The 14,611-nt window shown below is 46.1% G+C and carries 11 protein-coding genes; 9 read left to right on the top strand and 2 right to left on the bottom strand.

Features of this window, described 5'->3' with window-relative positions; all coding sequences use genetic code 11:
• Positions 1 to 76 precede the first annotated feature (76 nt).
• Entirely contained in the window at positions 77 to 949 is an 873-nt protein-coding gene (gene queF, locus I3248_RS04435) for an NADPH-dependent 7-cyano-7-deazaguanine reductase QueF (RefSeq protein ID WP_238062673.1), read from the top strand.
• A gap of 78 nt (positions 950 to 1,027) precedes the next feature.
• On the opposite strand, the gene I3248_RS04430 is transcribed toward queF, so the two are convergent.
• Positions 1,028 to 2,749 (bottom strand): proline--tRNA ligase, encoded by a 1,722-nt coding sequence (locus tag I3248_RS04430; RefSeq protein ID WP_201559653.1) that lies wholly within the window; start codon positions 2,747 to 2,749, stop codon positions 1,028 to 1,030.
• A 515-nt stretch (positions 2,750 to 3,264) separates the two neighbouring features.
• Between I3248_RS04430 and I3248_RS04425 the strand changes: the two genes are divergently transcribed.
• Positions 3,265 to 3,933 carry a DUF4230 domain-containing protein gene (locus I3248_RS04425; RefSeq protein ID WP_238062677.1) on the top strand — a complete coding sequence of 223 codons (669 nt, stop codon included), beginning with the start codon at positions 3,265 to 3,267 and terminating at the stop codon, positions 3,931 to 3,933.
• 184 nt (positions 3,934 to 4,117) lie between these two features.
• Here I3248_RS04425 and I3248_RS04420 read toward each other — a convergent pair whose 3' ends face one another.
• The gene (locus I3248_RS04420; protein WP_238062672.1) at positions 4,118 to 5,761 is read right to left on the bottom strand and encodes an FAD-binding domain-containing protein; all 1,644 of its coding nucleotides are present in this window, start codon (positions 5,759 to 5,761) and stop codon (positions 4,118 to 4,120) included.
• Positions 5,762 to 5,955: 194 nt separating this feature from the next.
• Between I3248_RS04420 and I3248_RS04415 the strand changes: the two genes are divergently transcribed.
• From I3248_RS04415 to I3248_RS04385, 7 genes are all read left to right on the top strand, one after another.
• The gene (locus I3248_RS04415; protein WP_238062671.1) at positions 5,956 to 6,612 is read left to right on the top strand and encodes a phosphoribosylanthranilate isomerase; all 657 of its coding nucleotides are present in this window, start codon (positions 5,956 to 5,958) and stop codon (positions 6,610 to 6,612) included.
• A gap of 127 nt (positions 6,613 to 6,739) precedes the next feature.
• Positions 6,740 to 8,005, top strand: a complete 1,266-nt coding sequence (gene trpB / locus I3248_RS04410) for a tryptophan synthase subunit beta (protein WP_238062670.1) — start codon at positions 6,740 to 6,742, stop codon at positions 8,003 to 8,005.
• 71 nt (positions 8,006 to 8,076) lie between these two features.
• Positions 8,077 to 8,895, top strand: coding sequence for a tryptophan synthase subunit alpha (gene trpA / locus I3248_RS04405; protein WP_238062669.1), 819 nt, complete (start codon positions 8,077 to 8,079; stop codon positions 8,893 to 8,895).
• Positions 8,896 to 9,131: 236 nt separating this feature from the next.
• Positions 9,132 to 10,049, top strand: a complete 918-nt coding sequence (gene accD, locus I3248_RS04400) for an acetyl-CoA carboxylase, carboxyltransferase subunit beta (protein ID WP_227683047.1) — start codon at positions 9,132 to 9,134, stop codon at positions 10,047 to 10,049.
• Positions 10,050 to 10,245: 196 nt separating this feature from the next.
• Positions 10,246 to 11,664, top strand: a complete 1,419-nt coding sequence (folC, locus tag I3248_RS04395; RefSeq protein WP_238062668.1) for a bifunctional tetrahydrofolate synthase/dihydrofolate synthase — start codon at positions 10,246 to 10,248, stop codon at positions 11,662 to 11,664.
• A gap of 319 nt (positions 11,665 to 11,983) precedes the next feature.
• Entirely contained in the window at positions 11,984 to 13,222 is a 1,239-nt protein-coding gene (locus I3248_RS04390) for a LysM peptidoglycan-binding domain-containing protein (protein WP_238062667.1), read from the top strand.
• A 215-nt stretch (positions 13,223 to 13,437) separates the two neighbouring features.
• Positions 13,438 to 14,514, top strand: a complete 1,077-nt coding sequence (locus tag I3248_RS04385) for a transposase (protein WP_238062666.1) — start codon at positions 13,438 to 13,440, stop codon at positions 14,512 to 14,514.
• Positions 14,515 to 14,611: the final 97 nt, after the last annotated feature.

Here is a 14,611-nt window from a genome sequence, read left to right as displayed (position 1 = left end):
CGCCTAAAAAATAGTCGCTGTCAGTGCCATGGTCGAATGTTCAACACGCCCTAATAGCATAGACAAAAGGCAAGTTATGAGTATCCATGGCATTTTAGGCGAGCAAACCACCGACTATCCGACCAAGTACAGTCCTGAAACCCTGTATCCGATTGACCGTAGTATGGGGCGCGAAGCTATAGGCTGGCAATTTGATAAGCCCGGTATTGCTAAACTTAGCATCGGTATGGACTGGTGGCACGCGTTTGAGGTCTCTTGGCTAAACACGCAAGGTATCTCGCAAGTCGCGATGGCGCGTTTTAGTATCCCTGCGACGTCGCTTTTTATCGTCGAGTCCAAATCGCTGAAGCTTTATCTGAATAGTATTAATTTTACTGAGTTTGCCAGTTGGGACGAGGTTAAGACAATGCTAAGCAAAGATTTATCTAACTGCGTGCAAGGTGAAGTCAAAGTTGAATTATTTGATTTAAATAATAGAGATTCAGAGCTATTCATTACTCAGCCGAAGGGCGTATGTATCGATGATGCGCTAGCGGATAGTCATGAAAAAATAGCTCTGACTTCGCATCCTGATGCTTCATTATTAAAAGCTAAAACGCAACAATCAAGTCGTGACAGTAGTCAGCCGTTCAGCTTTTATTCCAATATACTGCGTAGTAATTGTCCGGTGACCAATCAGCCCGATTGGGGAACGCTAGCGGTAGAGATGAGTAGCGCTATCGAAGTTGATGACGCGAGGATGCTGCGCTATATCTTAAGTTTTCGTCAGCATAATGGTTTTCATGAGCAGTGTGTCGAGCAGATATTCGCTGATTTAAGTGAGTTTTATCAGCCTACAGAGCTGATGGTCAGAGCTTGGTACACGCGCCGCGGCGGTATCGATATTAACCCTTGCCGTGTCAGTGATATCTCACTATTGCCGAAGCCAAGTCGTTTGATTCGCCAGTAGCGCGTGTCATTGAATAGGCCGCAAAAAAAATAGCCTAGCTCATTTAATGAGCTAGGCTATTTTTTATATTGAAGCGTATTAACCAACGACCTTTGCCAATACTTCCTCGCGGCTTAGCATTTGCTTCTCACTATCGCGGCGATCGACATACTCATACTTATCTTCAGCCAAGTTGCGATCGGAGACTACAATGCGATGCGGAATACCAACCAGTTCAAGATCAGCAAACTTAACGCCTGGGCGCTCATTACGATCATCGAGTAGGACATTGACGCCTTTCGCTTTTAGCTCTTCATAAAGCGCAGTTGCCGTCTCCATCACCGTGTCTTCTTTGGATTTCATTGGTACGATAGCGACTTCAAATGGCGCTAAGGAGTCATCAACATCTGGCGTTTGTGGCCACATGATGCCGTTCTCGTCGTTATTTTGCTCGATAGCAGCGGCGATAATACGGCTCACGCCAATACCGTAGCAGCCCATCATTAACGTCACAGGCTTGCCATCTTCGCCAGAGACAGTAGCATTCATCGCTTGAGAGTACTTATCGCCCAACTGGAAGATATGACCGACTTCGATACCGCGCTTGATTTTTAGCGTGCCTTTACCATCAGGAGAAGGGTCGCCTTCTTGTACGTTGCGCACATCGACGATGCGGGTGATACGGGTGTCACGCACCCAGTTCATACCGATAGTGTGCTTATTAACGACATTAGCGCCGGCCACAAAGTCGGATAAAGTGGCCGCTGAGCGATCGACAAACACAGGCATATCTAGGTCAACGCCGATATAGCCTTTATGCAGCCCCGCCGCTTTTAGTTCTGCATCAGAGGCAAGTGTTAGTGGCACATTGGCTTCTTCGATTTTCTCTGCTTTGATGGTATTGAGCTGATGATCGCCGCGCAAAACTATGGCGATTAGCTGCGGCGTATCGTCTTCTTTATGACCATGGACGATCAAGGTTTTGACCGTATTCGCCAGCGGGATATCTAAATGTTCAGCAACCATCTTACAAGAGGTCATACCTTCGGTGAGCACATCTTCGCGCGCCTGCTTTGGCGGCTGGCGCTCAGCCATGTTAAAAGATAAAGATTCGGCAAGCTCAACGTTCGCCGCGTAATCAGAGGAGTCAGAGAAGGCGATATCGTCTTCGCCGCTGTCCGCCAATACATGAAACTCATGCGAGGCAAAGCCGCCGATAGAGCCGGTATCTGCTTGTACGGCACGAAAATCTAAGCCTAGACGAGTAAAGATACGCGTGTAAGCGTCGTACATATCCCGGTAAGTCTTGGCAAGCGAGGCTTGATCGACATGGAACGAGTAGGCGTCTTTCATAGTAAATTCACGCGCGCGCATCACCCCGAAGCGAGGACGAATCTCATCACGGAATTTGCCTTGAATTTGAAAGAAAGTAATCGGTAGCTGCTTATAGCTACGTAGCTCGCTTTGAGCTAAAGTAGTGATGACCTCTTCGTGCGTGGGCCCAAGTACAAAGTCGCGATCATGGCGATCTTTGAAACGTAGCAGCTCAGGACCATAGTCCTCAAACCGGCCAGTAGTTTGCCATAGCTCAGCGGGCTGAGTCATTGGCATAAGCACCTCTTGTGCGCCGATATTTTGCATCTCCTCACGGACGATACGTTCCACCTTTTGTAAGACGCGTAGTCCTAAAGGCAACCAAATATAGAGTCCAGAAGCGATTTTACGAATAAGACCGGCACGCACCATCAACTGGCTGGAGGCGATATCGGCATCACTTGGGGTCTCTTTTAGCGTGGCGAACAAGAACTGACTGGCTTTCATAAATAAAGCGTAACCTTATCTTCAATCATACAATAAATAAAAAAGACGCTAAACGTAAGGCTAAAATTTTATGCCAGCGCTAGCTTGCCTTGGTAAGAAGTCACTGAAACGAGTCGATTAACGCTCTTTATAATAGAGCTTTTATAATGCTTCAGCGTAACCTGTCTATGTTAGGTAAAGTTAGGCTCAGACGCAATGACTTTTTGTCATTTCCATCCTAGCAAGCCTTTATTATTAACACAAAGCGAATGATTAAAAGATAACTCACTTAAGGTTTGTGTTGACAATAAGTAGCGACGCCTTGAAGTTAGGTGCTTTGATAGCATTTAAGTAGCAGTATTTATTTAAGCTTATGATTTTAAGATAAATATTCTGCACTGAATTTTTTAAGCTGCACACAACAAATAACGCATAAAAAGGTAGCCGCTATGAGTACTCCTGAGCAACCCGTTTCTGATCCTAATAATAGGCTTGTCAAAGAGCGTAAGCCTAAGCCTAAGCCAAAAATTGCTAAGATGTCGTGGCTACTACTCTTTGTGGGTCTAGCGGCGTTAGCTTTTGCGATTTATATCATGCAAAACAGTGCTGAGGAAGAGCCTGTTGAGACGATTACTAGAGAAGGTGTTGTCACCCAAATTCAGCAGCTTAATCGTCTGCAAACGGTGGCTTTTAGTGTCGATACCATTATCACTAGTGAACGCGAGGGCAGCTGGGCAAAGCTGTGGCAAGATGAGCAAAAGGCGCTGTTCATTGCTAAAGGACGTGTGCAAGCAGGTATCGATCTGAGCGCCTTGACGCCTGAGATGGTACAAGTAGTGCAGCCTACTAATGAGCAGCTCGAAGCCGCGGATAACTCGACTACGCCATCATCGATCATGCCAAAGATTAATATCACTATACCACCCTCAGAGGTGTTTGCCGTATATCTTGATGATATCGAGATATACGACTGGCAAACGGGCGCGTTTGGCATGATGCAAGTTGATCCGGCGATATTGGCACAAGCGCAAAGTATGGCCAAAAAAGAAGTGCTTGAGCGTGCCTGCCGCGGTGATGTGATGACCATGGCGCTGAGCAACGCGCAAACACAATTGCAGCAGCTATTTGCGATGACAGGAGCGGTGGTCACAGTCACCACGCAAGGCGCGGGCGCTTGTCGCATGCCGGCGAGTACCGCGAGTTAACTTGGTCAAATTAACTGATTCACATTAACTGATTCACATTAACTGATTCACATTAACTGATTCAAAATCGATAAGTTCTAAGTGTTAAGCTCAATATAAAAAAGCGCTCAGTTACCGATAATTGAGCGCTTTTTTTATGGCAACTTTCAGAGATACATTTTTTGTATAAATACTGAGCTATGCTTTATTGTTTAAACTCAGCAATAGCCAGTTTGCGCACTTCTTTATGCTCAACCATAGGCACAGGGTAATCTATATCTGCAAACTCGCCGCCTTTTTTTAGTGCCTTACGCATTTTGTCCTCAGAGTGCAACGTGCTAACAGGGACGTCTTTGAGCTCTGGCAGCCAAGTCTTGATAAACTCGCCCTTAGCATCATGGCTTTTGCCTTGGCTAAAGGGGTTCATAATGCGGAAATACGGCGCAGAATCCGTACCCGTAGAAGCGCTCCATTGCCAGCCGCCATTATTAGAAGCAAAGTCACCATCGATCAGCTGCTGCATAAAGTAGCGCTCGCCCCAGCGCCAATCGATGAGCAAATCTTTGGTCAAAAACATTGCCGTCACCATGCGTAAGCGATTATGCATAAAGCCTGTAGCATTCAGACAACGCATCGCGGCATCAACTAACGGCACACCTGTTTTGCCTGCGCACCAAGCGGCAAAGTCATCTTTATCATATGACCAATTGACCTTATCATCGGCGTCTTCTTTATAAGCTTTATGCTCGATGAGTTCGGGTTTTTCGACTAACACATGACGATAAAAGTCGCGCCAAGCCAGCTCGCTTATCCAGCGATTGATGTCCTCATTATCGCTATCATTACTGTGCAGTTTTTCTTGCGCTTGCGCTGCTTGCAGGTAACATAGCCTTGGACTGATAGCGCCAATCGTTAAGTAGGCCGACAGGTGACTCGTACCTTGCAAAATAGGCTTGTCACGACTGACATCATAATCTTCGATATCCTCAGCGACAAACTCCTTTAAACGCTGTATAGCAGCGTCTTCACCTGCTGGATAATCCTCGCGTGCTTGCTTAAGCTGCGCAGGCTTATCGATGAATTTTTTCTCGTCGTACTCTAAAGGTTTTTGATAGTCATCGACTATTTTGTGCGCAAGCTTTTCTATACTGGCGCTAGTATTGGCATTGTCTGTGGCAGACTTTAGTGCCATAGATTTTATGCGAGCTTTGGTTTTATTATTAGCAGTCACTTTTGTAGCTTCATGAGCGCTAAGCGAACCTGCTTCCAACGTATCGCGCCATTTACGATAAAATGGGGTAAAGACTTTGTACATGCTATCGCCGTCATTAGTGGTGATGCTCAGCGGCGGCAATATACACTGGTCATGATGGCGGATAAACTCGATGTCATCATTAGCAAGCTGCTTTGTCAACTTTTCATCGCGATCGATTTCATTGCCTTCGTACTCGTGATTGGCCATAACGGTAGTAATTTTTTGCTCTGCACATAGCTCAGTGATAGCTTCTATAGACTTATCAAAATCGGCACATAGATAGACGTTTAATGCGATATTTAACTGATCTTCTAGCTTTTGCGCTAGTATCGGCAGAGTACGCGCGATATGATCGACTTGTACGAGCGAGTCATCATGCTCAAGCCATTGCTCAGGAGTGATAAAGTAGACGGCGGTAACAGGCGCTTCACTGGCATTAGCCTGTTCACAAATAGCGGCCAAAGCGGTATTGTCATGGATACGCAAGTCACGACGAAACCACATTAGATAATGGGGCAAATGTGCATTATTATCCGGCTTTTTTTTACTATCGTTATCTTTACTGCTGCTAGTTGCCGCTGTCTTTTTAGACATTGAAAAGTCCTTATGGTAATCATAAACAAAACTATGAATAAAAGTATGCTAGGATAAGTTTTTGGATGCAATTGATTTGGCTTTGAGTTAACAAATCACCCTCATTTCTAGAGCTGGGCGCCTCTATTAATCGCTAATTTATGAACAGCCACTTTATTAAGACAACTTCAAGTTTACTTGGCTAAGGTCAAAATATGCAGGTAAAATTTTGCGGATTCACTCAGCTTGCTGATATTGAGGCAGCTATCCAGTTAGGGGTCGATGCGGTAGGCTTAGTGTTTTATCCGCCAAGTCCGCGTGCGGTGACCATAGCGCAAGCGCAGCAATTGACTACCGGAGTACCAGCCTTTACTAGCGTCGTCGCCTTAGTGGTCAATGTGGATAAAGACGAGCTTATGGAGTTAGCCGATAAAGTCGCTTTTGATATTATCCAGTTTCATGGCGATGAGAGTCCTGAGCAATGTCAGCAACTGGCTAATAGCGTGCATAAACGTTGGATAAAGGCGCTACGTATCAATAGCGAACAAGACACGCTAGCGAGCGTCCAAGCTAAAATTAACGATTTTGCTAGCGCTGGTGCAAGTAGTATTTTACTTGATGCTTATAATCCGCAGAAATATGGCGGTACGGGCGATCAGTTTGATTGGGCTTTGATCCCAACAGACAGTGCGCTGCCTATTATATTGGCAGGCGGGCTTGATGCTGATAATGTCGCCGCAACTTTAGATCTACCTATCCATGCGCTCTACGCGCTCGATGTGAGCGGCGGTATTGAGTCCGCGAAAGGTAAAAAAGATGAAGACAAAATGCGCGGCTTTATGAAAGCGGTCAAACGAGATCGATGGCAATGATCGGTGAAGAGATTGACTATGGCCGAGATTAAGGCAAAGAGTTTTATTGATTTATTTATAAGCCCTAATCGTTTGGCCTTTAATTTATAAGCATTTTTAACCTATATGTTATCTACAGGATATTTTGATGAGTACTACAACCGAAAATAATTCAGCACAAACGATCAATACTTTTACCAATCCAAAAGACGTCGCCGATTTCAATCAATACCCTGATCCTCGTGGTCATTTTGGCGTGCATGGCGGCCGCTTTGTGTCTGAGACTTTGATGGCAGCGCTAGAAGAGCTTGAGACGCTATACACCAAAGTCAAAGCTGATCCGGCCTTTTGGGAGGAGTATCATAACGATTTGGTCAATTACGTCGGTCGCCCAACGCCGCTGTATCATGCCAAGCGTTTAAGCGATGAAATCGGCGGCGCGCAAATTTACTTTAAGCGTGAAGATCTCAATCATACCGGCGCGCATAAGGTCAATAATACTATCGGGCAGGCGCTACTCGCCAAAATGTGCGGCAAAAAACGCATTATCGCGGAGACAGGAGCGGGTCAGCACGGCGTGGCAACCGCGACTATCGCCGCACGTTTGGGCTTAGAGTGCATCGTCTATATGGGCGCAGACGACGTCGAACGACAAAAGATGAACGTCTACCGTATGCGTCTCTTAGGCACGACTGTCGTGCCAGTGACTTCAGGGTCGCGCACCTTAAAAGATGCAATGAACGAAGCCATGCGCGATTGGGTCACCAATGTCGATACGACTTATTATATTATCGGTACGGTAGCAGGCCCGCATCCTTATCCGCTACTGGTGCGTGATTTTCAAGCGATCATCGGTAAAGAGACGCGTGTACAGCACTTGCAACAAACGGGTAAGTTACCTGACGCACTAGTCGCTTGTGTTGGCGGCGGCTCGAATGCTATTGGTCTGTTTTTTGACTTCTTAAACGATACCGATGTGAAGATGTATGGTGTCGAAGCTACAGGCGATGGTATCGAAAGTGGTCGTCATTCAGCGCCACTTGCGGCGGGCCGTATCGGCGTGTTGCATGGTAATCGTACGTATCTAATGGCAGATGATGAAGGCCAAATTCAAGAGACGCATTCGATCTCGGCAGGTCTTGATTATCCAGGTGTTGGTCCTGAGCATAGTTTCCTAAAAGACATGAACCGGGTTGAATATGTTGGCTGTACCGACAAAGAGGCGTTAGAGGGCTTCCATGAAGTGACGCGTAAAGAAGGTATTATTCCAGCTTTAGAAACGTCTCATGCTTGTGCTTATGCATTAAAACTGGCCAAAACCATGTCACCTGAGCAGACTATCGTGGTGAATATGTCAGGTCGCGGCGATAAAGATTTGCATTCAGTGATGAAGGCGGAAGGGATTGAGCTGTAGCATTCAATAATATGATTAACAGAGGCTAATAATAGCCTCTTGTTTTTATTAAATAATAACTAGAGAAAATTATGACCCGAATTGAAAGCACCTTTGAAACTTTAAAATCACAGAACAAAAAAGCGCTGATTCCGTACGTGATGGCAGGCGATCCCAATCCGAGTAACTTTGTTGGCTTGCTACATGATCTTGTCAAACACGGCGCCGATATGATCGAAGTCGGTTTACCGTTTTCAGATCCTATGGCCGATGGCCCAACCGTAGCTTTAGCAGGCGAGCGCGCGTTAGCGGCAGGTACCAGCACTCGTGATGCGCTAAATATGGTAAGCGAGTTTCGTAAGCAAGATACACAGACGCCTATTATCCTGATGGGCTATCTTAACCCTGTGGAAATCATTGGCTATGATAACTTTGTGCAGCTGTGTGAACAGGCAGGGGTTGATGGTCTCTTGATGGTGGACCTGCCGCCAGCCGAGGCGGGCAGCTTTACTCAGCATCTATCCGAGCATTCGATGAATGAGATTTTCTTATTATCGCCGACGACTTTACCTGAGCGCCGTGAGCAAGTCTTGACCCATTGTGGCGGTTATATTTATTACGTGTCACTCAAAGGCGTCACTGGATCTGCTACGCTCGATACTGATGATGTCGCGCAGCAAGTACAAGCGATTAAGGCAGAGACGGATTTGCCAGTTTGTGTTGGTTTTGGTATTCGTGATGGTGCGTCTGCCAAAGCCATTGGCGAGCACGCCGATGGGGTCATTGTGGGGAGTGCCTTAGTGCAGAACTTTGCTGATATCGATGCCAATGATAGCAAGGCGGTAGCGGAAGCACAGCAGCGTATTATGACTAAAATGAATGAGCTAAGAGACGCTTTAGATAGTTTGTAATATTATCGTCAGTGCGGGTTTTATATACTATTACTCCAGTAAACTATCGAGAATAGCCGTTAATAGCAATATGTTGAATGGCTTTGCTAATTTTAGTTTACGTGTGTAAACTAAGACTATATCTGCAATGATGCATGAGCAATCATTCATAATACTATAAACGGTTATGCGCAAATGTGTCGGATAACCTTTTGATAATGGCGAATAATATGACTGAAACTATAGAAAAGACTGAGATGTCAGAGGACAGTACCAAAATCAGTACCAAAACCAGTACCAATACGGCAGGCCAATCGTGGTTTAATCGTCCCGTACCGGGCGTTAAGCAGCAGCTCACGCCGCAACTGACTGCAGTTGAGACTGAGCCTTCAACTAAGTGCCCGAACTGCCTGTCGATGATCACCAATACGGCGCTTATCTTTAACTGTTATGTTTGTCCTCACTGCGATCATCATCTGGCGATGACTGCTCGTGAGCGCTTGCAATGGTTTTTGGAGCAAGTCGATGGCGAGATTGGGCAGGAGTTTGTCGCAAAAGACCCGTTAGGCTTCGTCGATAGCAAACCTTATCCTGAGCGTATGACGCAAGCCCAGACTAAGACGGGCGAGAGCGAAGCGCTGATTGTGCTATATGGCAAGCTACGCAATCTTGAAGTCGTGGCCTGTGCTTTTGACTTTCAATTTATGGGCGGCTCGATGGGCTCAGTGGTTGGCGATCGATTTGTACAAGCGGCGGAGAAGTCCTTAGCAGAGCGTAAACCGTTAGTTTGTTTTGCTGCTTCTGGTGGTGCGCGTATGCAAGAAGGGTTACTGTCCTTGATGCAGATGGCGCGTACCGCAGCTGCGGTTGAGCGTCTGCGTTTGGCAGGTATCCCTTATATCGTGGTGTTGACCAATCCCGTTTACGGCGGCGTGACGGCATCGCTTGCCATGCTTGGTGATATCCATTTAGCCGAACCAAAAGCGATGATAGGCTTTGCCGGCAAGCGCGTCATTGAGCAAACCGTACGCGAGACCTTAGAAGAGCCTTTCCAGCGTGCTGAGTTTTTATTAGAGCACGGCGTTGTCGATGAAGTGGTGCATCGTCATCAAATGATAGATACCATTTATCGCCTGCTTGCTAAGCTTTGTCATCAGCCAAACGTGGATGCTTAGCTCTGCGTTTAAGCTGTTTTTAAAGTACACTTAGCACACTTTTAATAGCATTTATCGTGAAGAGCGGTAAGTGCTATTTTTTGGTTTTGACTTGTCATTTTGAATTGGGGTTTTGATTGAATTTGCTATACACTTTGAGGCAAATATAATGACGATTTATAGCTTTTTTTACGCCCATTTTTGATATAGGTTATTTATGGACTCTTCTTCTTTGACTTCGCAGGCGTATAAGCCGACTAAAGACTCTAGCCTGACGGAATGGCTAGATTATATGCAGCAAATCCACGTCTCAGCGATAGATATGGGGCTCTCCAGAGTGCTGCCGGTCGCTGAGCGTTTAGGAGTCGTCCAGTCGGCCAAAGAAAATACCTACGTTTTTACGGTGGCAGGCACCAATGGTAAGGGCTCCACGACTGCGATGATCAGTGAGCTGTGTCAAGCTGCGGGTTATAAAACCGCGCTGTATCAGTCGCCGCACTTAATTGAGTTCAATGAGCGCGTACGTATTAATGGCCAGATGGTTAGTGATAAGACTTTGATAGCGGCTTTTGAGCAAGTTGAGGCTGCAAGGCTGCAATGCGGATTAACCTTGTCTTTTTTTGAGATGACGACTCTAGCTGCGCTTTTGATATTTGCGACCGCAGACTGCGAGGTTTGGGTGCTAGAAGTTGGCTTAGGCGGGCGCTTAGATGTGGTCAATATCATCGATCCTGATCTGGCAGTGATTACCAATATCGGTATCGATCACGTGGATTGGCTCGGAGACAACCTTGAAGATATCGGCCGTGAAAAGGCGGGTATTTTACGTGAAGGTATTCCCCTAATTTACGGCGCTACTGAAATGCCCGCCAGCGTTGCAGAACTTGTTGAGCAGCATAATGTCACTTGCTATCAAGTGGGACAGGATTTTTATTACCGTGAAGTTAAGAGTAGTAGCGAAGATAAGATAAATACTAAGCTTAATAATGAGCTTAATAACGAGCTTAATCCTAATGCTAAGCCTACTTGGCAATATAGTAACGCGGCAGTGACACTGAAACTACCGCGGCCAAAACTGTCACTGACCAATACTGCTAATGCGGTATCAGCTGTGCTAGCCAGTTCGCTCGATATCGGCATTGACGCTATCAAGCAAGCCTTGGGTAGCGTTCAGCTAGCAGGGCGTTTTGATTATCGGCAGCTGGCTGATCGCCATTGGCTATTCGATGTCGCCCATAACGAGCATGGCGTTGATTTTATGCTCGCGCAGTTAGTAGCGCTTTGGCAGCAGCACAAGCAACTGGCCGGTAATAAAACTGCGACGATTAAGGTAGTGTTTTCTATGCTCGCAGATAAGGATATCGAGCTGGTTGTTCAGCGTTTAACGCAAGCTGATTTGCCGATGTCTGAGTGGTTTATCGCTGAGATAGATTATCCAAGAGCAGCGAGCGTTGAGCAATTAGTAGCCGCGATGAGCGCTTATATTCCTCAAGAGCGCATCCATACTTTTGAGAGTTTACAGCAGGCGGCGCAAGCGGCTATTTTGGCGAGTCAACCACACGATCTCCTGCTAGTTTGCGGCTCTTTTCATACCATTGGCGAGACGCTTTTAGCTTTGACCCTAGAGCCAACATAACGCTAGGACAGAGCTGCTCATCAAACTAACATGGTCAAGCTAAAAACCTTAAGCTCAGCCGATAAGTAGTTTGATTTAGCTTTTGTTAGGTAACGCAGTTTGCATCGTCTGTTGAAGTATCCTGTTAGCAGACAATATGAAAAAATTGTTTTATAATCAAAGCGCTTTATTATGATAATAAAAGGCTTTATAAATGAATGAGTGCTATTTTTTCGTAAAAATAGTACTCATTTATCAGATAAGTTTGCAGTATAAGCAGTGCGTATAAAGCTTTGAGGGTATAAAGTGATCATTGTTACCAACTGAGGAAATGAAACGGATGAATTTTTCTAGACAAGCCTTATTGGGCATCGGCATGATTATTGGCGGTAGCGTGATGCTATATGCCATGGTGCAACAGATTGGAACCAATGATAATACCGTTGCGGCCCCAGCTATCGTTGAGACTAGCGCTGAAGAGCAACAGGCCGTGACCCCGTTGACCACAGATATCGAAACTGAAAAAAAGCTATTGGCTCAAAAACAAAAAGAGCGTGCCCTACGAGTAGCGGAACAAGAAAAGCGTGCCGAGCAGTTTTTGGCTGAGCAAGAGTCTGCAGAGGCCAAAGCACTCGCTAAAGCACGCGCAGAAAACCAACGCTATATCGATAATGCCATGCCCAAAGCTGCTGAAGAAGAAGCGATACAAGAAACGCCCACCACATCAGACACCCCTGCAGTACAGACGCAGCAAGATACCGTGACACCTACTAGTACGAGCGCAAACGCTGTAAGTAACGACAGTCGCATTGAAGAAGAAAAGCGCCGCGCCGCTGAAGCAAAAAGAGCAGCTGAGCAAGAGCAGCAGCGCGCTGCTCAACAAAAGGCAGAAGCTGAGGCCCGAGAAAAAGCGGCAGCCAAAGAACAAGCTGAACGCAAAGCTGCCGAGCAAAGAGCGGCAGAACAAAAGGCCGCTGAACAAAGAGCCGCTGAACAAAGAGCCGCTGAAAAAAAGGCAGCTGAGCAAAAAGCGCAAGCGGCTAAATCCGAGCCACCAAGCTCGCCGAGCGAATACAAAGTCAAGTCCGGTGATGGCTTAATCAAGCTAGCACGTCGGTACAATGTGCCCGTTGAAGCCTTAGCCCAAGCCAATAACACCTCACCATCTGCTACCTTACAATTAGGGCAGACGATTACCATTCCTTCGCGTAAACAGATTCAGCGCTTAGAGCGTGAGGCGGCAGAAGCAGAGCGTAAGCGCGAACAAGAAAAAGCGCAAGCACAAGCAAAGCGTGATGCGCAGCAGCGCTTGGTAGAGGCTCGTAGAGAAGCGAAACAAACCGATGCTAAGGGAAACTTTGGCGTACAAGTCTCGTTAGCTAGCGATCAAGCCGGTGCCGATAGAGTCGCCAAAAAATTCAAAGATGCAGGCTATCAAGTGACAACGAGTAAGACCAGTCGCGGTGTCCGCGTCGTCGTTGGTCCTGAGCGCGGTAAAGTGGCCGCATTAGCGCTAAAAGATAAGATTAACAACGACCCCAAAGTGGATACTAGCGGTGCTTGGGTCAAATATTGGTAAACACTTACTTTCTTATGAGTATCTATCTTTAGCTCGAAACCATCTATAGCGCAAAACTTTAGCTTAAAACACGACATATATTGTCGTGTTTTTTATTTTATCATTTAACGCCGTAAAACCACGTCCTTCTAGGGCGCGGATATTAGGCGTCAGTCATTGTCGCCCAGTATGGCGAACCTCTTGTTACTCAACTGCATTGAGATCATAATTATCCCATGAAAACGCTCAAACTACGCATCAAAGACAAACACGCCACTCAGCTCAATATATTGGCTGGGTCAGTTAATTTTGTCTGGAATTACGTCAATGAGCTAAGTTTTAAACATTTACAGCGCACGGGCAAATTCTTTTCAGCTTATGATTTGGCCGCTTATACCAAAGGTAGTGGCGAGTATTTAAACTTGCATAGCCAAACCTTGCAAGCGATTAGTGAGGTTCACGCTAAATCCCGTAAACAGTTTAAAAAAGCCAAACTCAACTGGCGCACCAACAACCCAAAGGCCAAGAGAAGAAGTTTGGGCTGGATTCCGTTTAAAAAGACCGCCATTAAGCACCTATCAACCCGTCAGTCTGGCAAGAAAAGCCTTAAATCTACTATTCAGCTAAGCCTTGCTAAGGGTGAAAAGCTGATTATTGATCTATGGGACAGCTATAACCTAGCCCTGTACAGCATCAATACTCTGGAGCTAGTGCAAGACAATCGCGGCTACTGGTATGCCTGTATCACCGTTAAAGAATTTCCAAAAACCAACTGCGGTGATGGCCAAGTCGGTATTGATTTAGGCTGTAAGGATTCAGCAGTCAGTAGCGATGGTGATCAGCTACAAACCAAAGTCACCCATCAATATGCTGAAAAACTGGCCACCGCCCAACGTGCTAAAAACAAAAAACGGGTCCGTGCCATTCACGCCAAGATTAAAAATACCCGCCAGGATTTAATTCATAAATTCACATCAAAGCTTGTCAAAGCCAACAGCCTAATCGTTGTTGGTCAAATCAAATCAACATCATTCACTTCATCCAAACTGGCCAAATCCGTCTATGACGCGGGTTGGTTTGAGATTAAGCGACAACTGGATTACAAATGCGCGAACGCAGGTTGCCACTGTATCGAAGTCAATGAAGCGTACAGCACCCAAACCTGCTCGTGTTGCGGCTCCCGCCAAGACAGTCCGAAAGGTAGAGAAGGTCTTGGTATAAGAGAGTGGTTTTGTCGTTCTTGTAAAACGACCCATCAACGTGATGTTAATGGAGCAAAAAACATTCTCGCGGTCGGGCTTGACCGTCTTTAGTAGGAATCCCCGTTCCTTTAGGTCGGGGAGGAAGTCAAAGATTGCTGATTGAGTTAAGCTTGTATACGATAGCGGCTGCTTTTCTATTTCCTACTGT

The organism is Psychrobacter sp. Ps3, from assembly GCF_022129275.1.
In the GTDB taxonomy this organism is placed as follows: domain Bacteria; phylum Pseudomonadota; class Gammaproteobacteria; order Pseudomonadales; family Moraxellaceae; genus Psychrobacter; species Psychrobacter submarinus.
This window is presented reverse-complemented; position numbering and strand designations above follow the sequence as displayed.